Raw genomic sequence first — 20224 nt, forward strand, 5'->3', positions numbered from 1 at the left:
CGCACCGACGAAAGCGGCTGCCCCTGCTTAAGGCGCGGCATTTGCGGTTTCAACCGGGAATGAGCCCCGGCCGCGCCGCACAATCACGTCGAGGCGCCCGGCGGGATGGCCTTCCCACGACCATCTGCTAGATTGCATTGAACCTTTTCCTCCCGCCATAGACTCCACCACTGAGGGGTTGAGTGTGCCAGTGTTGAACCGTGCCGAACGCACGCGGACCGGGGTGGTTTTCGTCGCGCTTTTGATCGCCCTCTGCGCGACGGGAGCTGCTGCGCGTGAGTTCCGCGCCGCCGACACCCAGACCGAGGATTATCCGACCGTGCAGGCGCTGCGCTACATGGGCGCCCTGATCGCCGAGCGCAGCGGCGGTCGGCACGAGGTCAAGGTCTTCCACTCCCGCCAACTCGGCGAGGAGAAGGAGACCATCGAGCAGACCCGGGTCGGTGCGATCGATCTCAACCGGACCAATGTGGCGCTGATCGGCAATTTCGTTCCGGCGATGAACGTGCTGGCGATGCCGTTCCTGTTCCGGTCCATCGAGCACATGCAGAAGGTGCTGGACGGGCCGATCGGCAGCGAGATCCTCGGCAGCTTCGAGCCCTACGGCTTCGTTGGCCTCGCCTTCTACGATTCCGGCGCGCGATCGATCTACAACGGCGCCCGCCCGGTCAGAAACGTCGCGGACCTCAAGGGATTGCGGATCCGGGTGCAGCAGTCGGAGTTGATGAGCCAGATGATCCGCGCGCTCGGCGCGGAGCCGGTCGAGATGCCCTATGGGCAGGTGCTTGCCGGGCTTGCCAACCATTTGATCGACGGCGCCGAGAACAACTGGCCATCCTACGTGACGACGGACCATTACAAACATGCCGGCTATCTCGCCCTCACCGAGCACACCATGAGCCCCGAAGTGCTGGTGATCTCGCTGAAGGCCTGGAAAAGCCTGTCGGCCGACGAGCAAACCATCTTCAGGGAAGCCGCACAGCGCTCCAGCCGCTTCATGCGCGAGAAATGGCGCGACCTGGAGGAGCAGTCGCAGCGCAAGGCGGAAGCAGCGGGCGTCACCATCGTCAGGGATATCGACCGCAAGCCGTTCGAAGACGCGATGGTCGCGATCTACGCCAAGGCCGGGCAGGATCCGGCCGCGGCCGCGCTGATCGAACGCATTCGCAAGGTGGAGTGAAGCCTCTTGCCCGGGCTTGGACACAGCGAGCATGCAGACAGGTCGCCCGGCCCGATGGGGCGGCTGCGCGCGCGGCTGGTCGGCGTGCTCCGGGCGGTGCCGATCCGTTGGCGCATCCTGTCGATCGCGGCGCTGAACTCCGCCGTGGTCATCGTGCTGGTCGGGCTGATCTGGAACGGCTCGCAGGTGCTCGGCTCGGCCTGGGACGACGTGCGCCAGGTGCGCGAATCCGACCGGATTCTGGCGCTGCTCGAAAGCGAGACCGGGCGGCTGCACAATCTGATCCACCGCTATATCAACCAGCCGAGCCCCGACCTGTTCGCCGAGATCCTGCTGCTGCGCGAGGCGGTGCTGGGGACGCTGACCAATCGCGCCGCCAAGGACCCGATGCTGTCGGGCTCGGTCGAGGAGCTGGAGCGCACGACCGACCGCTTCCTCAACGGCTTCGGCGAGCTGCGCGGCGTGCAGGCCACCATCGCGAAGACCTACGAGGATCAGGTGCAGGGACCGGCCAGGGACATGGCCGGCCTTTACTCCATCATCGAAGGCGCCACCGGCCATCGCGACGCGCTGATCTGGCCTTCGCTGGGCAAGTCGCGCGAGGCCTTCACCGCGATGCTGGTCGCGGCCAATTCCTACTATCTGTCGCTGTCATCGGGTGCGGCCGACGACGCCCGCCGCAACACCGAGACCATCGAGAAGACCATCCCCGTCATGATCGATCTCGCCGACAACGACCTCCAGCGCATGGCGCTGCGACGACTCGCCGCCCGGACCGCCGCGCTGCGCGAGGGTTTTGCAAAGCTCTCCGAGCAGCTCACGAACCGTACCGAGCTGCTGCGCAATACCATCGACGCCAACCAGGCCGAGGCGATCGGCGCCATCGACGATCTCTCAACCAAGATGCGCCAGCGCGAGCAAAAGGCGCAGGAGACGTTCGACCGCACGCTGGCGGACATTTCCCGTCGCGTTCTTTCCATCGCCGTGATCTTCCTCGGCATCATCCTCACCGCCGGCGTGCTGATCGCGCTGTCGATCCGGCTGCCGCTGCAGCAGATCATGGCGGCGATGCGCGCGATCACGCTCGGCGACCTCGGCCGCGAGGTGCAGGGCACGCGCGCGCGCGACGAGGTCGGCGCCATGGCGCGCGCGGTGGAAGTGTTCCGCGAGAACGCGATCGCGAAGCGCCAGACCGAGGACGAGCTGCGCGCGTCCAAGGAGAAGGCCGAAAGCGCGCTGCTCGAGCTCAACGCCGCGCAGCAGATCTGATCGATGCCGAGAGGCTCGCAGCCCTCGGCGGCCTCGTCGCTGGTGTCGCGCACGAGGTCAACAACCCGATCGGCATCAGCCTCACCGTTGCGTCGAGCTTTGCCCGGCGCACCGAGATCTTCGAAGCCCAGCTCAAGGGCGACGGCGGCCTGCGCCGCTCGCAGCTGGAAGAATTCGTGCAGTCCTCGCGCGACGCCTCGCAGCAGCTCGTCGCCAATCTCCAGCGCGCCGGCGAGCTGATCCAGTCGTTCAAGCAGGTTGCGGTCGACCGCTCCCATGCCGAGCGGCGGCAGTTCTCCCTGAGCGAAGCCACCGAGCAGATCATCGCGAGCCTGCGGCCGGTGCTGAAGCGGTCGCCGATCACGCTCCATGTCGACATGCCCGAGGGGCTGCTGCTCGACGGCTATCCCGGCTCCTACGGCCAGATCCTGACCAACCTGTTTCTCAACGCCGCCAACCACGCCTTTGCCGACGGCCGCGCCGGCACGATCACGATCTCGGCGCGGCCGCGCGGGGCCGACGACGTCGAGATCATCTTCACCGATGACGGGGCCGGCATGACCTCCGACGTGCAGCGCCAGGCCTTTGACCCATTCTTTACCACCAGGCGCAATGAAGGTGGCACGGGACTCGGCCTCCATATCGTCTATAACCTCGTCACCCAGCAGCTCGGCGGTCGCATGATGCTGGAATCCAAGCTGGGACAAGGCACTACTTTTCGCATTATCATGCCCCGGGTCGCCAAGGGCGGCGGGCAAAGCACAGAGACTGACGGGACTTCTCAATGGCCGAACAGGACGATGTCCTCCACCTGATCGACGACACCGGTACCGCATCGGAGGATGTTGACGCCCGGAAATGGAAGATCGCCGTCATCGACGACGATCCGGCCGTGCATGACGGTACGCGTTTTGCGCTCTCGGACTATTCCCTCAACGGCCAGGGCCTGGAGATCCTCTCCGCCCATTCCGCGGCCGAAGGTCGCAAGCTGATGGCCGCGCACAACGACATCGCCGCCGTGCTGCTCGACGTCATCATGGAGACGGACGTCGCCGGCCTCGAGCTGGTCGAGTACATCCGCAACGAGCTCAAGAACGAGACCGTGCGCATCATCCTGCGCACCGGACAGCCCGGTCAAGCGCCTGAACGGCGCGTGATCGTGCAGTACGACATCAACGACTACAAAGCGAAGACCGAGCTCACCGCCGACAAGCTGTTCACCTCGCTGACCGCGGCGCTGCGCTCCTACCAGCAGCTCGAGCGCATGCTGCAGACAAGGCGCGGGCTCGAGATCATCATCGACGCGGCTTCGACGCTGTACGATTTCAAGTCGATGCAGCGGCTCGCCGAGGGCGTACTGACCCAGCTTGCCTCGCTGCTCAACGTCGATTGCGCCGGTATCCTGGTTTTGCGCGACAATGGCGGCATCGACCCCGAGCTCTCGGTGCTCGCCGGCAGCGGCTGCTACAGCCGCTTCATCGGCACCACCTCGTCGAAGGCGCTCGACCCCGATCTGCGCGCGATGGTGGAAGCCGCGTTCCAGGGCCGCAAGAACGAATTCGCCGACCACCGCAGCGTGATCTATTTGCGCACCGGAAGCGGCCGCGAGGTCGTGGTGCTGCTGCAGGCCGAGCGCGAGCTGTCCGAGACCGACCGCTCGCTGGTCGAGATCTTCTCCAGCCGGCTCTCGATCGCCTTCGACAACGTCATCCTCTACCAGCAGCTCCAGGCCGCCAACACCCAGCTGGAAGACCGCGTCGCCCAGCGCACCCGCGCGCTGATGCAGGCCAACCGCCGCCTCTCGGCGCAATGGCTGCGGCTGCAACGCGCCAACGGCTTCAAGAACGAAATCCTCGGTACCGTTGCCCACGATCTGAAGAATCCGCTCGGCGTCATCCTCGGCCGCACCGAGATGCTGAAGGAGTTGATCTCGACCGGCGCGTCGTCAGGCGGCGTCGTGGCCCAGGTCGATCACATCCGCGATGCGACCAAGCGCCTGACCACGATGGTCGATCATCTGATCTCGGATGCGATGGCCGATGCCTTCGACATCACCATCCGCCGCGAGCCCGTCGACGTCGCGGCCCTGGTCAAGGAGGTCGCCGAGGCCAACCAGCCGCTCGCCGTCAACAAGCAGCAGGCGATCAGCGTCACCGCGCCCGTCAACGTCGTCACCATGTGCGACACCGACCGCATTCGCGAGGCAATCGACAATCTGATCAGCAACGCCATCAAATACTCACCGATCGGCGGCAAGATCGGCGTCGTCGTCAGCCATGAGGGCGGCGACACCATCGTCCGCGTCAGCGACGAGGGCGCCGGCCTGTCGCCGGAGGATCTCGGCCGCCTGTTCGGCCGGTTCCAGCGGCTGTCGGCAAAACCGACCGCCGGCGAGAGCTCGACCGGGCTTGGGTTGTCCATCGTCAAGCGTATTATCGACATGCACGGCGGCGAGGTGACCGCCGAGAGCGAGGGCCCCGGCAAGGGCTCGACCTTCACCATCACCCTCCCCGCGACCGAAATTTCGTGATCTCAGGACCATGACCCAAAGCCAGCACATCATGATCGTCGACGACGAGGCCCCGGCCCGGGAGATGGTCGGCGATTACCTCAAGATGCACGGCTTCACCGTGACGCTGTGCGACGGCGGTAAGTCGTTGCGCACGGCGATCGACGGCAGCATGCCCGACCTCGTCGTGCTCGACCTCAACATGCCGGAGGAAGACGGGCTCTCGATCATCCGCGACCTCAAGAGCCGCATCAACGTGCCGGTGATCATGCTGACGGCGACGGCAAGCCCGATCGACCGCGTCGTCGGCCTCGAGCTCGGCGCCGACGATTACGTGGCCAAGCCGTGCGAGCTGCGTGAGCTGATGGCACGCATCCGCTCGGTGCTGCGCCGGAGCGCGCCGGCGAAAGCCGTGGCGGACACGGCGGCTGCGAAATCGGACAAGGAGCAATTGGTACGGTTCGGGACGAAGTGGCTCGATCTCGAAGCGCAGGCCTTGCGCGACGACGAGGGCAACGAGCATCCGCTGACCGCATCCGAGTTCGGGCTCTTGAAAGTGTTCGCGGCCAATCCGAAGCGCGTGCTGTCGCGCGAGCGCCTGCTGGAATTGGCCAATGCCCGCGACGCCGAAGCCTTCGACCGCGCCGTCGACCTGCGCATCATGCGCATCCGCCGCAAGATCGAGCCCGATCCGGCAAAACCCGCCGTGATCCGCACCATCCGCGGCGGCGGCTATCTGTTCTCGCCGGCGGGCGAGAAGGCGTAGCGCCTCCCATCGTCGTCCTGGCGAAGGCCAGGACCCATTACCCCAGGCAGAGATTGTGGCGCGAGGCTGGCAACCACGCGTTTCCGCAAAACGTCTCCCTGGGGTCATGGGTCATGGATCGGCGCTCGCTTTGCTCGCTTGTCCAGGACGACACGGGAGTGCGAACGCAAAGGCCCGAAATACGTTCCCGGCGCATCCGCTCGCTGCCTAATCCCATCCCCGTATTTTCCGTACATTGAAATTACACGCTTTTTTGCCCCGAATGTTTCGTCGCGGCTAATTCGACGAAACAATTTGTCGGCGCACGAAACCATTTTCCGCTTTTCGTGCAGACGTCCCGAAACGTTGGCTCATTAACACTTTGGTCCAAGGAAACGCCGCTCGGTTGCGGCGCTACGGGGAGCCAAGTCAATGCCGAACGTCATCGCCATCAACGCCCAAGCCAGCCAGAGCATCATTGCCGCTCAGGCGACCTCGGACGACATGCTTCTCGAAAGCATTGCCGACGGCAACCGGACGTCCATGCACATCCTTTATTGCCGGCACAATGTGCGCGTCTACCGCTTCATCCTGCGGATCGTGCGCGACGCGACCACGGCGGAAGACCTGGTCAGCCAGGTGTTTCTGGACGTGTGGCGGACCGCCGGCCAATTCCAGGGCCGCTCGCAGGTTTCGACCTGGCTGCTCTCGATCGCTCGCTTCAAGGCGCTGACTGCGATGCGCCAGCGCCGCTTCGAGGATATCGACCAGGAAGACGTGCGCCAGATCGCCGATGGTTGCGACACGCCGGAGACCTCGCTCGACCGCAGCGACACCAGCGCCATCCTGCGCGCCTGCGTTCAGAAGCTGTCGCCCGCGCATCGTGAGATCATCACGCTGGTCTACTACCATGAGAAGTCGGTGGAGGAGGTCGGACAGATCATCGGCATCCCGCAGAGCACGGTGAAGACCCGGATGTTCTACGCCCGCAAGCAACTGGCCGAATTGCTTAAGGGCTGTGGCGTCGAGCGCTTCGCCGCCTGAAGTTCAGATATTTCAATGGGATAGGACACAAGTTTAAACCCTACCCCGGACACGGAAGTGTTACCGCCGACGAAACAATTGAAACAAAGCACAACATCAGGCGGAAAAACTTCCCTCCTATAAAGCTCACATACGGTTTCGTTAAACCTCCCAAGACCTCCAGCGACCCGGACGGGATGCCCCCCTCCGGGTCGTTTTGTGTTTGGGGCACCGCTGCGGCAGCAGCACTCCCGTCACGAAGGCGTGACGCGGCGTAACGACTGCCTCTCTCATCCCGAACTGCCCTCGTGACCCTCTCCACGAGTGCCCCATGCTCGAACTTCTCTTCGCTGCCCTCGCCGGCATCCTCACCATCGCCGCGCCGTGCACGCTGCCGATGCTGCCGATCCTGCTCGGCGCCTCAATCGGCCGCAGCTCGCATCTTCGTCCGGCGATGATCGCGCTCGGCTTCGTCATCTCGTTCTCCGCGACCGCGCTGCTGCTCGGCGCCATCACGCGGCTGTTTAATTTCGATCCGAACGTGCTGCGCGAAGCGGCCTCGATCCTGCTGCTCGGCTTCGGCCTGTTGATGCTGTGGCCGGCACCGTTCGAATGGCTGTCGATCCGGCTCAACGGCTGGCTCGATCTCGGCAACTCCAGCGCCACGCAGCGCGAGGGCGCACTCGGCGGGCTCGTGCTCGGCACCACGCTCGGCCTGGTCTGGACGCCCTGTGCCGGCCCGGTGCTCGGCTCGATCCTGACGCTGGTCGCAACCACTGAGAATGCGAGCTGGGCCGGCACGCTGCTGATCGCCTACGCCATCGGTGCGGCCATTCCCATGCTGGCGATCGCCTATGGCGGGCAAGCCGCCACCACGCGGGTGCGCAGTCTCGCGCGCATCTCGCCGCGGCTGCAGCAGGGCTTTGGCGTCGTCGTGATCGGCTTCGCGCTCGCCGCCTATTTCCAATACGACACGCTGATCGTGGCGTGGCTCACCGGCTTCTATCCCACCGGCCAGATCGGCCTGTGATCATCCCTCAGCTTCACCGGAGGATCTTTCCATGACTTTCAAACTGCTCGCCGTCTCCGCCGCACTGATCGGCATCGCCGTAACAGGCGCCGTCATCCCCGGCATCTGCGACGAGGCCGCGCGCGCCGTCCCTGTCGTCACCGCGGCCGCCAGCCAGGACACCGCGCCCGACTTCGCCGGCATCAACAACTGGTTCAACTCGAAGCCGCTTAATATCGCCGATCTCCGCGGCAAGGTCGTGCTGGTGGACTTCTGGACCTATGGCTGCGTCAACTGCGTCAACACGCTGCCGCACGTCACCGATCTCTATGCCAAGTACAAGGACAAGGGCCTCGTCGTGGTCGGCGTGCACACGCCGGAGTTCCCGTTCGAGCGCTCGGCCTCCAATGTGCAGGCGGCGCTGAAGCGCCACGGCATCACCTATCCGGTGGCGCAGGACAATGATTCCAGGACCTGGAACGCTTACCGCAACCGATATTGGCCGGCGCAGTACATCATCGACCAGAACGGCAAGATCGTATTCCAGCACGAGGGCGAAGGCCGTTATGACGAGATCGACCGCACCGTGGCAAAGCTGCTGAACGCCAATAGCTGACGCCCGGCACGGGTCGCGCCCTTGTTGCTTGACTCCACGGACCCGTCCGTGGAGTTTCGCGGGCCACGTAATCAGCCGCCCGCGATGGACGACGCCACCAACAGCACCGACATTCGCCTTCGCGAGGGCGCCTCGATTGCGCAGCGGCTGGTCATGTCCGGCTTTGCGGCTGCCGTTGCGCTGTGCTTCACGCCGGGCCTGTTCACGCACGACACTCTGGAGGTAATCATCTCCGTGGTCGCGCTGCTCGTGGGAGCGGCGTTCGTCGGCATCATCATGCTGGCGCCGGCGGTGGTGTGGATCATCACGCCGGACGAGATCTTGATCGGCGAGCAGCGCCCGTTCGGAAAACTGCGGACGCGGATCGTCGCCAAGGACGACATCAGGGGATTGCAGGTTCCCGGCAGCAAGAGGGCGAAAGCCCGCTTCCAGCTCGCCTTCACCTTGGCCTCCGGTGAGCGCCTGACATCGCCGCCGATCGCCGATGTCACCCATGTGCACGACACGGTGGCGCGGATCGCCGCGCAATTCGACGTCCCCGACGTCGAGGCTCCGGTCAATCCGCTCGATGCCAGCAATCCCGAGATGCGTCTCGGCGACCCCCTCGAGCCGTTCTCGAAGAGAGACATCAGGATCGTCGCACTGATCGTCGTCGCATTGTGCGCCGTTCCCTACGCCTACAGGCTCTGGCGTGGCCTGTCGCCCGGGTCGGTCGACATCGTGCTGCTGCCCGTCGGCGCGCTCGCCGCTTTCGGCGTTTCCCGATATGCCAACCTTGTGACCGGCGCGTTCTGGATCATCCGCCAGGGCGATATCCGGGTCGAACGCCTGTGGGGCGACGGCACGTTGCGCGCCGACCACATCGAAGGGCGCGACGTCAAGACGATCACGGTCGAGCGCCGCGGCCGCTCCGAGGACGAGCACTGCATCGTCGTGATCCGATTGCAGTCCGGACAACGGTTTCGCAGCCCTCGCATCGGTTCGAGGCCTGAGGCCCGGGCCGTGGGGACGGAGATCGTCCGGCGGCTCGGGATCGCGCCGGAGAATAACCAGATCTGATATCGCGCTGCTTCCACATCGTCATGGCCGGGCTTGTCCCGGCCGTCCACGTCTTTTACCGCCAGTGCTAAGAACGTGGATGCCCGGGACAAGCCCGGGCATGACGGGGTTTGTGAATGCAAATTTGGTCGCCCACCCTAGGCGACGCCATGGCCACTGCTTTTCGCGCCATCCCCCGTTTGTGGCATTGCGCGCGGTCCGTCAAAAAACCAAAGCATTCTCGTGACATATGGTCTAAGGGTGCCTTGAACTTGCCATGAAGATGGCCCTGAGATTTGATGGTTCCAGATGATTTGGCTTTGGCCGCGGGGAGAGCTTGAAATGACGGATTTTCGTCGCCTGACCGGGATGTTTGTGGCTGCGATCGGCCTGATCCTGTCCGCGCCCCACGCCTACGCCCAGCAGCCCGACCGCGGCGACGAGCCGGGCCTGGTCGCCGACGATGCCTATGAACTCGATCCGGAATGGCAGAAGCAGGTCGTCTACTTCCGCACCACCGAAGCGCCCGGCACCCTCATCATCTCGACCGCCGAACGGCATCTCTATCTGGTGCAGCCTGGCGGTCGTGCGATCCGCTACGGCATCGGCGTCGGCCGCGACGGTTTTCAGTGGCAGGGTCTGGTGAACATCACCAACAAGAAGGAGTGGCCGGACTGGACGCCGCCGCCGGAGATGATCCAGCGCCAGCCTTATCTGCCGCGCTTCATGGCCGGCGGCCCCGGTAATCCGCTCGGTGCGCGCGCCATGTATCTGGGCACCACGGTCTACCGCATCCACGGCACCAACCGGCCCGACACGATCGGCACCAAGGTCTCCTCCGGCTGCTTCCGGCTCGTCAACCGCGACGTCGCCGATCTCTACGATCGCGTCCCTGTCGGCACCAAGGTCGTCATCCGGCAGAAGCCCGAGCTCTGATCTGATCTCCTCGCCTTAGCGAATATTCCTTTTCCCGATTATTTCGAGAGAGCAACATGATGCGCACTTTTCGTGGCGGCCTGCTGATCGGGCTCGCAGTCGCCGTGCTGGTCGCCGTCCTGGCCATCATCTATGAATTCTACGACACCCGCACCCTGAAGCGCACCGTACGCCGCGGAGAGGTGCTGTGCGGCGTCAACAAGGGCCTGCCGGGCTTCTCGATCCCCGACGACAAGGGCAACTGGACCGGCTTCGACGTCGATTTCTGCCGCGCGGTGGCCTCCGCGATCTTCAACGACCCGAGCAAGGCGAAATTCGTCGCGCTCGATGCCAACGAGCGCTTCAAGGAATTGCAGAGCCGGAAAGTGGACATCCTCTCGCGCAACTCGACCTGGAGCATGGCGCGCGAGCTCGACTACGATCTCTATTTCCCCGCGGTCGCCTATTACGACGGCGCAGGCTTCATGCTGCCGCGCGCGCGCAACAAGGAAACCGCGCTGGACCTGACCGGGAGCAAGGTCTGCGTCCAGACCGGGACCACCACGGCGCTCAATGTCGCGGATTACTTCCGTGCCAACAACATGAAGTATGAAGAGGTGAAGTTCGACAAGCTGGACGACGTGGTGAAGGCCTACGACACCGGCAAATGCGACACGCTCTCCGCCGACGTCTCCCAGCTCTACGCGCTGAGGATCAACCTGTCGAAGCCCGGCGACAGCATGATCCTGCCGGACATGATCTCCAAGGAGCCGCTCGCCCCCGTCGTGCGCCAGCGCGACGACGACTGGATGATGATCGTGAAGTGGACGCTGTACGCGATGATCAACGCCGAGGAGCTCGGCGTCTCCTCGGAGAACATCGACGAGGCCCTGAAGTCGAAGAAGCCGGAAGTGATGCGGCTGGTCGGCACCGAGGGCAATTACGGCGAGCAGCTCGGCCTGACCAAGGATTGGGTGGTCCGCATCATCCGCCACGTCGGCAATTACGGCGAGATGTACGAGCGCAACATCGGCGAGAAGTCGAAGCTGAAGATCCCGCGCGGCATGAACCAGCTGTGGAATGCGGGCGGCGTGCAGTACGCGCCGCCGGTGCGGTAAGGCGCTCTATCCGCCGTCATTGCGAGGAGCGCAGCGACGAAGCAATCCAGAGTCGCTCCTCGGTGACAGACTGGATTGCTTCGCTGCGCTCGCAATGACGAGCTTGGGGCAGGCGCTTTCCACTCTCTCAACTGTCATCGCCCGGCTTGACGGGCGATCCAGTACTCCGAGACATCAATCGCATACTGAGGGGCCGCGGCGTACTGGATCGCCCGCCCCAGTGCGCAATTGCGCACAAGGTGGGCGATGACACCCAATGCGACGCGACGGTGCGCCTCAATACCCCCGCGCCCTTGCCAGCTGCTCGGTGTGGTAATTGGCGTCGCCGAACAATTCCTCGCACACGCGCGCGCGCTTCATGAAGAAGCCGATGTCGAACTGGTCGGTCATGCCCATGCCGCCATGCATCTGCACGCCTTCCTGCACCGCGCGCGTGGCGGTGGTGCCGGCGCGGGCTTTCGCCACTGCGACGGCTGACGCCGCCTTGGCGACGTCCGTATCGAGCGCTTGCAGCGCCTTCATCACGGCGGCGCGGGTGATCTCGATATCGACATAGAGTTCGGCGGCGCGGTGCTGCAGCGCCTGGAATTCGCCGATCAGCTTGCCGAACTGCTTGCGGCTCTTCAGGTACTCGACGGTACGGTTGAACACCTCTTCGCTCAGACCCACCATTTCGGAGGCCACTGCGCCCCGCCCGATATCGAGCACGCCGTGGAGCAAGCCGGCTCCTGGTCGACTTCGCCGAGCACGCTGTCGGCATCGACCTCGACATTGGCAAGCTCGATCCGCGCCGCATTGTGCGCGTCGACCATGATGGTGCGCTCGATCGCAACGCCCTTGGCCTTGGGGTTGACCAGGAACAGCGTCAGCCCCTCGCGCTCGCCGGCCGAACCCGCCGTACGCGCAGCGACGATGAGGAGATCGGCAACGTGACCGTCGACCACCAGCGCCTTGGCGCCGGAGAGTTTAAAGCCGTTGCCGGCGCGCACGGCCTGGAGGCAGGTCTGAAGCGGGCGGTGTTTTGCGCCCTCGTCGATCGCGAGCGTCGCGAGCAGGGAGCCGTTGGAAATCTTCGGCAGATACTCCGACTTCTGCGCGGCATTGCCGCCACGGTTCAGTGCCGAGGCCGCGACCACGCTGGTTGCGAGGAAGGGCGAGGGCATCAGCGTGCGGCCGATCTCCTCCATCACCACCCCGGCCTCGACATAGCCGAGGCCGCTGCCGCCGAACTCTTCCGGCACCAGCAAGCCGGCAAAACCCATCTCGGCGAAGGAATGCCAAAACTCCCTGGAGAAGCCGATGGGGTCTTTGCTATCGCGCAGATGCCGCAAATGCGACACCGGCGCCTTGTCGCTGATCAGCCCGCGCGCGCTGTCGCGGAGCATCGATTGTTCTTCGGTGAGGACGAGGGCCATGTGCAATGTCTCTAACGTCTGGCGGAATGCATGTCTGTTGTTGTCATTCCGGGGCACGCGAAGCGTGAACCCGGAATTTCGAGGTTCTCAGGTGCGCAACCGCGCACCTTAGTTCGGTCCTGCGGACCGCCCCGGAACGACGCTGGGGTTACGCCCCCGGCAAATCGAGGATGCGCTTGGCGACGATGCCGAGCATGACCTCGGTGGTGCCGCCCTCGATCGAGTTGGCCTTGGTCCGCAGCCAGGCGCGCGGACGCGCTCCTTGTTTCGAACGCTCGCTCTCCCATTCCAGCGCATCGACGCCGCCGGCCGACATCAGGATCTCGTAACGGCGCTTGTTGAGCTCGGTCCCGTAATATTTCATCGCCGACGAGAACGCCGGATGGGCCTGACCGGCCTTGGCGAGATCGACCGCGCGCTCGGCGCAGGCGGCAAGAGCCGCTTCGTCGACGTCGAAGCTGGCGATCCGGCCACGCAGCATGGAATCGTCGAGCCGTCCCTGCGCATCGGTGCCGAGGAATCGGCCGCGATCTGGCCGAGCGGACGGCCGACGCCGCGCTCGCCCATGCCTGATATCATCGCGCGCTCGTGCTGAAGCAGATATTTTGCGACGTCCCAACCGCGGTTGACGGTGCCCACCACATGCGATTTCGGCACGCGGACATTGTCGAAGAACGTCTCGCAGAACGGCGAGTAGCCGGAGATCAGCAGGATCGGCTTGGTCGTCACGCCCTTCGAGGTCATGTCGAACAGGATGAAGCTGATGCCGTCGTGCTTCTTTGCGGCGGGATCGGTGCGGACGAGGCAGAAGATCCAGTCGGCGTAGTTGGCGTAGGACGTCCAGATCTTCTGGCCGGTGATGACGAAATGATCGCCGTCGCTCTCGGCGCGGGTCTGCAGCGAGGCGAGATCGGAGCCGGCGTTCGGTTCGGAATAGCCCTGACACCAGCGGATCAGGCCCGCGGCGATCTTTGGCAGATGCTCCTTCTTCTGGGCATCGTTGCCGTATTTCAGCAGCGCCGGCCCGAGCATCCAGATCCCGAAGCTCGACAGCGGGGGCCGCGCGCCGATCCTGGCCATCTCCGCGCGCAGCACCTTGTGCTCGGCGGCGCTTAAGCCCCCACCGCCATATTCCTTCGGCCAGTCCGGTACGGTCCAGCCCTTGTCGCGCATGCGTTCGAACCAGATGCGTTGCGGCTCGGACGAAAATTTTGCGTTACGTCCACCCCAGAACACGTCGGCGTCGGACGTCGCGGGCTTGCGCATTTCCGGCGGGCAATTGGCTTCCAACCAGGCGCGCGTTTCGCTGCGGAATGTTTCGAGATCGGCGGTCTCAGTCTCGCTGGCCCTGGAGTCAGTCATAGGTCGTTTCCATCAATCTATGTCGGTTTGTTGGGCGCGACTCTGGGCCAAGCTCCCGCGGAATTCAACCACTTCCGTGTCACGCATCCGCTATAGTCGCCGCCACGGCGAGCTTGAAAACAAAGAGGAAACAACAATGCGCCTGAAGCTTCTTTCGCCTGGCGAAATGAACGAGAGCCAGCGGCAGACCTATGACGAGTCGATTGCCGGCAAGCGCGGCAGGCCGCCGGCACCGATGATGGCCTGGCTCAACAGCCCCGACATGGCCCGTCACGCCACGCGGCTCGGCGAGGTCCTGCGTTACGATACGATATTTCCCGCGAAACTTTCGGAGATCGCGATCCTGGTGACGGCGCGGCACTGGACCGCCCATTACGAATGGTACGCGCACAAGCGGCTGGCGCTTGCGGGCGGCATGGACCCTGACATCATCGACGCGATCCGGGACCGCCGCACGCCCGTCTTCGACGATCCCAGGGCTAAGATGATCTACGACGTCGCAAAATCGCTGCATGAGGGCCACGGCGTCGAGAAGGGCCTCTATGACGAGGCGGTGAAGCTGCTCGGCGAGCGCGGCGTGGTCGAGGTGATTGGTCTCTGCGGCTATTACACGCTGGTGTCGATGACGCTGAACACGTTTGAGTTCGAGCTGCCGGAGGGCGAGGTGCGGGAGCTGTCGTAAGTTGCCTATCCGGAAACGCTGGGTTTCGGGATCGGCCGGTAGCACTGTCCCGAGGCCGGACTTATGTGGAGTTCATCAACGGAGCAGCCGCATGTCGCAAAACCAAGCCGTCGCCGCCGGCACCAGGATCGGCCACGTCCATCTCAAAGTCGCCGATCTCGATCGCGCGCTGGGCTTCTATTGCGGCGTGCTCGGTTTCGAGCTGATGCAGCGCATGGGCTCGGGCGCGGCCTTCATCTCGGCCGGCGGCTATCACCACCACATCGGGCTCAACACCTGGGAGAGCAAGGGCGGCTCGCCGCCGCCGCCTGATGCGACCGGGCTCTATCACACCGCGATCCTCTATCCGACGCGGCCGGCGCTGGCGGATGCGTTGCACCGCGTGCTCTCGGCCGGCATTGCGCTCGACGGCGCCAGCGACCACGGCGTCAGCGAGGCGCTGTATTTGCGCGATCCGGACCAGAACGGTGTGGAGCTGTATTGGGACAAGCCGCGGGAGCAATGGCCATTCGGGCCGGACGGCAAGCTTTCGATGTTCACGAAGCGGCTGGATGTGGAGGAGCTGCTGAAGCAGCGGGAGGCCTAGTCCGCACCTCGCCACTGCACGAGCCTCAGGACCCATCCGGCCGCATAGAGCCCGACGCCGAACACGGCATGCGTGAGTAGCGTGTTGAGACGCGCCACGTTGGGACGTGGCGCGCGATGGGCAGCAATGCCGAGGCCCATGCCCGGCTGCATGATCAGGAAAGGTGCCGCCGCGCTGCCGATTCCGACGATCAATGCGGGGCCGACACGCGGGGAATGCAGCCAATCGAGCCCCCAGATCGCCAGCAAGACGGCCGCGAACGCAATGCCGATCAGGTAGTGCGCGGCCCACCCAATCAGGCGCTCGCGTGGAGCCGGATCGGGTGCCGCGATCTTAAGATGCCGATACTGTCCGCGCGCGAGCAGGATGAGCCAGCGACCTAGGAGTCCATAGTCTAGCGATGGGATTCCAAGAACATGCGCGCGGAGAACTGCCCAACCATCGATCACGGCCGTTGCACCGGATCCGATCAAGGCGGCGCCGACCAGAAATTCAATCATTTCACCCATTCGAGACCTCGCCTGCCGCGTCGGTTGAAGCCCGCGCCTGGATCATCCAGCATGCGGCGGTAAAACGGATCGCATCTGCCTCCACGTAGGGGGCGAAGGCGGGCCGCACCGCATCCACGACCCTTTCGCGCAATCCCCTGTCGGCGTCCTGCAGGATCGTTCCGACGGGTCCCAGCCAACCGACATAGCGAGCGAGTTCGCTGGCAGGAAAGCGGCATGGAATATCCACCGGCCGGATGTCGATCTCGGTCCAGCCGCTCTCCAGCAGGATGGTCCTGACCCGATCTTTGTCAGCGAAGGCGAACTGCCCCGGACCGCCGGATGGACGGGCAGGCATATTCGGCAGAAGGGGCGCGGCGGCTCGTTCGGCCGCCGTCATGAACGGATTCTCCGCTGCGCCCCGCCATGCAACGACGGCGAGCCCGGCGCCTTCGGCGGCAGCGCGCCTCCAGATTTGCGAAGGCCGCAACGAGGTCTTCGAAGAACATCACGCCGAGACGTGAAATGATCGTATCGAAGCTCGCCGGGTCGAATTTATGGTGCTGCGCATCGGCGCAGATAAAGCTGGCCGAGGTGCCTTCGCGCTCGGCGCGGGCCAGCGCCGCCCCGATCATCGGCGCGGAGATGTCGATGCCGACCACACGGCCGCCTTGCCCGAGCTTTCGAGCGACCGCAACGGTCAGACCACCAGTGCCGCAGCCGACGTCCAGAACGCGACGATTGGAGCCGGCAGGAACGGCCTCGCACAGCGGCCTCTCGAATTGCTTGAACATCTCATCCAGGATGTCCTGGGTCTCGACCCAGGCGCGTCCGGCGGGACCATTCCAAAGCCTCATCTGCTCAATCGCCTTCTGCATAGCGTCCATGATGGTTTCCCCTTTCGTCTTGCCTTGGCGGCGTTGGACGCGGCATACTGCCAGTTCAAGTGAACTTGAGGTCAAGAGGCGTGATGACGATCGATATCGCCGAAGTCGCACGGCGCTCCGGTGTTCCGGCGTCGACGCTGCGATTCTATGAGGAAAAGCGGTTGATTGCCCCGATCGGCAGGCGCGGCCTGCGCCGGCTGTTCGATCTGGAGATCCTGGATCGCCTGGCGCTGATCGCGCTGGGGCGCGCGGCGGGCTTCTCGCTCGATGAAGTTGCCCGGATGTTCGCACCCGACGGAAGGCCGCGTATCGACCGGCGGAAGCTTGCCGCCAAGGCCGACGAGTTGGACCGAACGATCCGCAAGCTTATCGCGATGCGCGACGGCCTGCGCCATGCCGCGGCCTGTCCGGCGCCAAGTCACATGGAATGCCTGCATTTTCGCCGCCTCATGCGGGTCGCGGCATTGGGAAAGGCGAGGTCGCCCAAGCGGGCACCGCGCGCGCCGCGATCAGACTGAAGCGGTCGATCGCCTTGTGTGCCCCCGCACCATGATCAACGCCGCGGCCACCAGCTCCAGCGCAATACACAGATAGAACGGCAGCTCATAGCCACCGGAGAAATCGCGCAGAAAACCGACCACGCCGGGGCCGAACGCATAGGTCACCTGGTTGATCGCAGTGTTGAGGCTGATCAGCACGCCGAACGAGGCGGAATCGAATTCCTGCTGCACGATCAGCGACGGCAGCGTGATGAGATTGCCGACCGAGAAGCCGAATAACGCGCAGGCGGCGATCAGCACGTAATCATTGTGCAAATTGATGACGACGAGAAGCGCCACGGCCTGGCTCAGAAACGACAGCGCCGAGGCGAGCCGCTGGTTGAGTCGGTCGATCACCAGCGAGAACAGCACCCGGCCGATCACCGCCATCGCGGTCAGCACCGCAACCGCGACGGCCGCGCGCTCGCGCCCGATCACGGGATCGAGGAACGAGATCAGGTGGACGATGAAGCCGACCTGCGCGAACAGCACCAAAGCAAAGGCAATGGTCACGGTGAGGAAGCCGACATCGCGCAACGCCTGGCTACGAATCTGCGCCGACGATTGCGGCTTCGTTTTCGTCGCGGCGCGCCGGCCATGGAGATCGGGCGGGCGGCCGACGACAATCAGGATCACCGGCACGAGCAGTACCAGCATGGCGCCGGCGACGATAAACATAGCGCTGGCGAAGCCGACATGGCCGATCAAGCTCACCAGCAGCGGCACGCCGACGATGCCGCCGAAGCTTGCGCCGTTCAGCGCGAGGCTGATCGCCATGCCGCGCTTCTGGTCGAACCACAGGCTGATCGTGTTGGTGATCATGGCCAGGCTCGTGCCGGCCCAGCCGAAGGCGAGCACGGCGTTCGCGAGATAAAGCTGCCACGGTTCGCGCACCGCGCCGATCGCGACCGCCGCGGCCGACATCGCCAGCGTCCCTGCGATCAGGCCGAGGCGCGGGCCGTACTTGTTGACGGCTTCGCCGACGAAGACGACGAGCAGCGCGCCGAACAGATAGAAGAACGTCGTGGCCGACGAGATCAGCGAGGCCGACCAGCCGTGCGCACGCTGGAGCTCGGCGACATAGACGCTCTGGCCGTAGAAGCCGAGCCCCCAGCCGAAGGTCGCGAGCAGGAAGCAGACCGCAACGATGCGCCAGCCTTCGTAGCGGAGAGAGGATTCGTCGACGGATCCGTCGTGTCGAGGGTTATCGAGCATGCCGCTTACTCCGTCATGCCCGGACTTGTTCCGGGCATCCACGTTCTTCGATCCGCGCGCTCAAGACGTGGATGGCCGGGACAAGCCCGGCCATGACGACATCTAGTAACCTTCACCAGAAAATCACTTCGACCTGGATCGAACTATCAACGCTGCTGACAGCCTCCCGCCATCTCAGATCGCATCCGGGAACTCGCCCATGGCCGCGTCGAGCCGCGCTTTGCGGCGACGGGTCCAGGACGCCAGCGAGAGCACGGCGAGACCGAGCAGCACCGGCGGAAACACCACCATGTTCACCGCGGACCAGCCGTAACTGGCGAGCAGTTGGCCGGACGAGAACGAGCCGATCGCCATCATGCCGAACACCAGGAAATCGTTGAAGGCCTGCACCTTGTTGCGCTCCTGCGGCCGGTGCGTCTCCAGCACCAGCGCCGAGGCGCCGATGAAGGAGAAGTTCCAGCCGACACCGAGCACGATCAGCGTGGCCCAGAAATGCATCGCGGTGATGCCGGACAGGCCGATGCCGGCCGCGCCGGCCTCCAGCAGCAGGCCGGCGGCAACGATCTTGCGCGCGCCGAAGCGGGCGATCAGCGCGCCCGTGAAGAAGCTCGGCCCGTACATGGCGACGATGTGCCATTGAATGCCGAAATTGGAATCTGAAACGCTCAAGCCGCACAGCTTCATGGCAAGCGGCGCCGAGGTCATCACCAGGTTCATCATGGGGTAGGAGATGACGCCGCACAGCGCCGCTGCGATGAAGCGTGGCTGGGTCACGATCTCGAGCAGCGGCCGCCCGCCATGAAGATCGGCCGGCGCCGGTTTCGGCATGTCGACCCCGGCGACGATGCCCATCGCGATGAGCGCGACAGCCGCCTGGACCAAGAAGCTGAAGGCGAAGAGATAAGGCTGCCAGACATCCATGGTCCATTGCACGAGCTGCGGACCGAGCACGCCGGCGAACACGCCGCCCGCCATTACCCAGGACACCGCCTTGGGTCGGTACGCCGCGCTGGCGCCGTCGGCGGCAGCGAAGCGATAGGACTGCGCCACCGCGCCGTAGAGGCCGCCAAGAAAAGTCGCCAGACAGAACAACGGAAACGAAGCGTGCAGGATCGCGAAGCAGCCGAGCAGGCCGGTGAGCGTACCCAGGCCCGTGCCGATGATGAAGGCCCAGCGGCGGCCGAAGCGACTCGATATCGCGCCGGTCGGCAGCGTGCCGGCCGCAAGCCCCAGCACGTACATCGACAGCGGTACCGTCGCGAGCGACATGTCGGGTGCAAGCGTCGCACCGACGATGGAGCCGGTGGCGAAGATCACCGCCGAATTGGCGCCGGTCAGCGCCTGCGCGGCAGCAAGGCGCACCACATTGGCGCGCACGCGGGCGTCGGCGGCGACCTCATTGGCTGCAGTCACATCCAGCATCGGCATTTCCGCCCCAACGGGCTTTTAAGTGCTTTCAAGGGCTCGCTTGATTCCCGGCACTATGGCGGGACGCGGGAGGGCGGGCAACCGGCGCAAACGGGCGCAGGCCATGTCTCTGACGCAATCGGGCCGATGATAATGGGCCGCGCACTTGGCGGCTTGCGCTCGATCAAATCCTATCCGCCGCGACCTTCCGGAGTTTCGTT

General features: G+C 64.6%; 17 protein-coding genes and 3 pseudogenes. 13 read left to right on the plus strand and 7 right to left on the minus strand.

All coding sequences use genetic code 11. The features are described 5' to 3' along the window. The first annotated feature begins 184 nt into the window (after window positions 1–184). From AB3L03_RS15730 to AB3L03_RS15775, 10 genes and pseudogenes are all read left to right on the plus strand, one after another. A complete protein-coding gene (locus AB3L03_RS15730; protein WP_026233068.1) occupies window positions 185–1180 on the plus strand; it encodes a TRAP transporter substrate-binding protein in 996 nt (331 codons plus the stop codon). A gap of 54 nt (window positions 1181–1234) precedes the next feature. After that, window positions 1235–3264: pseudogene (locus tag AB3L03_RS15735) on the plus strand (ATP-binding protein). After that, window positions 3234–4979, plus strand: a complete 1746-nt coding sequence (locus AB3L03_RS15740; RefSeq protein ID WP_018456007.1) for a DUF3369 domain-containing protein — start codon at window positions 3234–3236, stop codon at window positions 4977–4979. The pseudogene AB3L03_RS15735 and the gene AB3L03_RS15740 overlap by 31 nt, the downstream one beginning before the upstream one ends. Window positions 4980–4989: 10 nt before the next feature. Continuing rightward, entirely contained in the window at window positions 4990–5724 is a 735-nt protein-coding gene (locus AB3L03_RS15745; protein ID WP_085361898.1) for a response regulator, read from the plus strand. A gap of 411 nt (window positions 5725–6135) precedes the next feature. Beyond that, window positions 6136–6747 carry a sigma-70 family RNA polymerase sigma factor gene (locus tag AB3L03_RS15750; RefSeq protein ID WP_018456005.1) on the plus strand — a complete coding sequence of 204 codons (612 nt, stop codon included), beginning with the start codon at window positions 6136–6138 and terminating at the stop codon, window positions 6745–6747. Between the two features lie 310 nt (window positions 6748–7057). Continuing rightward, window positions 7058–7756, plus strand: a complete 699-nt coding sequence (locus tag AB3L03_RS15755) for a cytochrome c biogenesis CcdA family protein (protein WP_085361899.1) — start codon at window positions 7058–7060, stop codon at window positions 7754–7756. A 31-nt stretch (window positions 7757–7787) separates the two neighbouring features. Then, the gene (locus AB3L03_RS15760; RefSeq protein WP_018456003.1) at window positions 7788–8351 is read left to right on the plus strand and encodes a thioredoxin family protein; all 564 of its coding nucleotides are present in this window, start codon (window positions 7788–7790) and stop codon (window positions 8349–8351) included. A gap of 84 nt (window positions 8352–8435) precedes the next feature. After that, complete coding sequence (locus AB3L03_RS15765) at window positions 8436–9410, plus strand: hypothetical protein (protein WP_085385501.1); 975 nt, start codon at window positions 8436–8438, stop codon at window positions 9408–9410. 321 nt (window positions 9411–9731) lie between these two features. Next, on the plus strand, window positions 9732–10325 hold the full coding sequence (locus tag AB3L03_RS15770; protein WP_007597994.1) for a L,D-transpeptidase: 594 nt from the start codon (window positions 9732–9734) through the stop codon (window positions 10323–10325). Window positions 10326–10384: 59 nt separating this feature from the next. Next, window positions 10385–11422: an amino acid ABC transporter substrate-binding protein gene (locus AB3L03_RS15775; protein ID WP_085362044.1), complete on the plus strand. Its 1038-nt coding sequence runs from the start codon at window positions 10385–10387 to the stop codon at window positions 11420–11422. Between the two features lie 276 nt (window positions 11423–11698). Here the strand turns inward: AB3L03_RS15775 and AB3L03_RS15780 are convergent. Beyond that, window positions 11699–12837: pseudogene (locus tag AB3L03_RS15780) on the minus strand (acyl-CoA dehydrogenase family protein). Between the two features lie 148 nt (window positions 12838–12985). Further along, a pseudogene (locus tag AB3L03_RS15785) lies at window positions 12986–14199 on the minus strand (acyl-CoA dehydrogenase family protein). A 136-nt stretch (window positions 14200–14335) separates the two neighbouring features. Between AB3L03_RS15785 and AB3L03_RS15790 the strand changes: the two are divergent. Both AB3L03_RS15790 and AB3L03_RS15795 read left to right on the plus strand, forming a co-directional pair. Further along, the gene (locus AB3L03_RS15790; protein WP_018455997.1) at window positions 14336–14881 is read left to right on the plus strand and encodes a carboxymuconolactone decarboxylase family protein; all 546 of its coding nucleotides are present in this window, start codon (window positions 14336–14338) and stop codon (window positions 14879–14881) included. 91 nt (window positions 14882–14972) lie between these two features. Next, a complete protein-coding gene (locus tag AB3L03_RS15795; RefSeq protein WP_018455996.1) occupies window positions 14973–15467 on the plus strand; it encodes a VOC family protein in 495 nt (164 codons plus the stop codon). Here AB3L03_RS15795 and AB3L03_RS15800 read toward each other — a convergent pair. The 3 genes from AB3L03_RS15800 to AB3L03_RS15810 are packed head-to-tail and all read right to left on the minus strand — an operon-like array spanning window position 15464 to window position 16842. Beyond that, window positions 15464–15976, minus strand: coding sequence for a DUF2938 domain-containing protein (locus AB3L03_RS15800; protein WP_085349644.1), 513 nt, complete (start codon window positions 15974–15976; stop codon window positions 15464–15466). The genes AB3L03_RS15795 and AB3L03_RS15800 overlap by 4 nt on opposite strands. After that, window positions 15969–16355 (minus strand): hypothetical protein, encoded by a 387-nt coding sequence (locus tag AB3L03_RS15805; RefSeq protein WP_368508884.1) that lies wholly within the window; start codon window positions 16353–16355, stop codon window positions 15969–15971. The genes AB3L03_RS15800 and AB3L03_RS15805 overlap by 8 nt, the downstream gene beginning before the upstream one ends. Continuing rightward, entirely contained in the window at window positions 16267–16842 is a 576-nt protein-coding gene (locus AB3L03_RS15810; protein ID WP_368508885.1) for a class I SAM-dependent methyltransferase, read from the minus strand. The genes AB3L03_RS15805 and AB3L03_RS15810 overlap by 89 nt, the downstream gene beginning before the upstream one ends. Window positions 16843–16922: 80 nt before the next feature. On the opposite strand from AB3L03_RS15810, the gene AB3L03_RS15815 reads away from it, so the two are divergent. Beyond that, the gene (locus AB3L03_RS15815) at window positions 16923–17360 is read left to right on the plus strand and encodes a helix-turn-helix domain-containing protein (RefSeq protein WP_026233065.1); all 438 of its coding nucleotides are present in this window, start codon (window positions 16923–16925) and stop codon (window positions 17358–17360) included. On the opposite strand, the gene AB3L03_RS15820 is transcribed toward AB3L03_RS15815, so the two are convergent. Together AB3L03_RS15820 and AB3L03_RS15825 are read right to left on the minus strand one after the other, a co-directional pair. After that, window positions 17352–18596: an MFS transporter gene (locus tag AB3L03_RS15820; RefSeq protein WP_018455992.1), complete on the minus strand. Its 1245-nt coding sequence runs from the start codon at window positions 18594–18596 to the stop codon at window positions 17352–17354. The two genes, AB3L03_RS15815 and AB3L03_RS15820, sit on opposite strands and share 9 nt — an antisense overlap. 174 nt (window positions 18597–18770) lie before the next feature. Continuing rightward, window positions 18771–20018 carry an MFS transporter gene (locus AB3L03_RS15825; RefSeq protein WP_018455991.1) on the minus strand — a complete coding sequence of 416 codons (1248 nt, stop codon included), beginning with the start codon at window positions 20016–20018 and terminating at the stop codon, window positions 18771–18773. Window positions 20019–20224 lie beyond the last annotated feature (206 nt).

This window comes from Bradyrhizobium lupini (assembly GCF_040939785.1).
GTDB classification, from domain to species: Bacteria; Pseudomonadota; Alphaproteobacteria; order Rhizobiales; family Xanthobacteraceae; genus Bradyrhizobium; species Bradyrhizobium canariense_D.

Coding starts and splice junctions, on each gene's coding strand:
- AB3L03_RS15745 (WP_085361898.1), top strand. CDS start 4,990: ATGACCCAAAGCCAGCACATCATGATCGTCGACGACGAGGCCCCGGCC.
- AB3L03_RS15755 (WP_085361899.1), top strand. CDS start 7,058: ATGCTCGAACTTCTCTTCGCTGCCCTCGCCGGCATCCTCACCATCGCC.
- AB3L03_RS15810 (WP_368508885.1), bottom strand. CDS start 16,842: ATGGACGCTATGCAGAAGGCGATTGAGCAGATGAGGCTTTGGAATGGT.
- AB3L03_RS15795 (WP_018455996.1), top strand. CDS start 14,973: ATGTCGCAAAACCAAGCCGTCGCCGCCGGCACCAGGATCGGCCACGTC.
- AB3L03_RS15800 (WP_085349644.1), bottom strand. CDS start 15,976: ATGGGTGAAATGATTGAATTTCTGGTCGGCGCCGCCTTGATCGGATCC.
- AB3L03_RS15820 (WP_018455992.1), bottom strand. CDS start 18,596: ATGCTCGATAACCCTCGACACGACGGATCCGTCGACGAATCCTCTCTC.
- AB3L03_RS15775 (WP_085362044.1), top strand. CDS start 10,385: ATGCGCACTTTTCGTGGCGGCCTGCTGATCGGGCTCGCAGTCGCCGTG.
- AB3L03_RS15750 (WP_018456005.1), top strand. CDS start 6,136: ATGCCGAACGTCATCGCCATCAACGCCCAAGCCAGCCAGAGCATCATT.
- AB3L03_RS15765 (WP_085385501.1), top strand. CDS start 8,436: ATGGACGACGCCACCAACAGCACCGACATTCGCCTTCGCGAGGGCGCC.
- AB3L03_RS15790 (WP_018455997.1), top strand. CDS start 14,336: ATGCGCCTGAAGCTTCTTTCGCCTGGCGAAATGAACGAGAGCCAGCGG.
- AB3L03_RS15825 (WP_018455991.1), bottom strand. CDS start 20,018: ATGCTGGATGTGACTGCAGCCAATGAGGTCGCCGCCGACGCCCGCGTG.
- AB3L03_RS15740 (WP_018456007.1), top strand. CDS start 3,234: ATGGCCGAACAGGACGATGTCCTCCACCTGATCGACGACACCGGTACC.
- AB3L03_RS15770 (WP_007597994.1), top strand. CDS start 9,732: ATGACGGATTTTCGTCGCCTGACCGGGATGTTTGTGGCTGCGATCGGC.
- AB3L03_RS15760 (WP_018456003.1), top strand. CDS start 7,788: ATGACTTTCAAACTGCTCGCCGTCTCCGCCGCACTGATCGGCATCGCC.
- AB3L03_RS15805 (WP_368508884.1), bottom strand. CDS start 16,355: ATGACGGCGGCCGAACGAGCCGCCGCGCCCCTTCTGCCGAATATGCCT.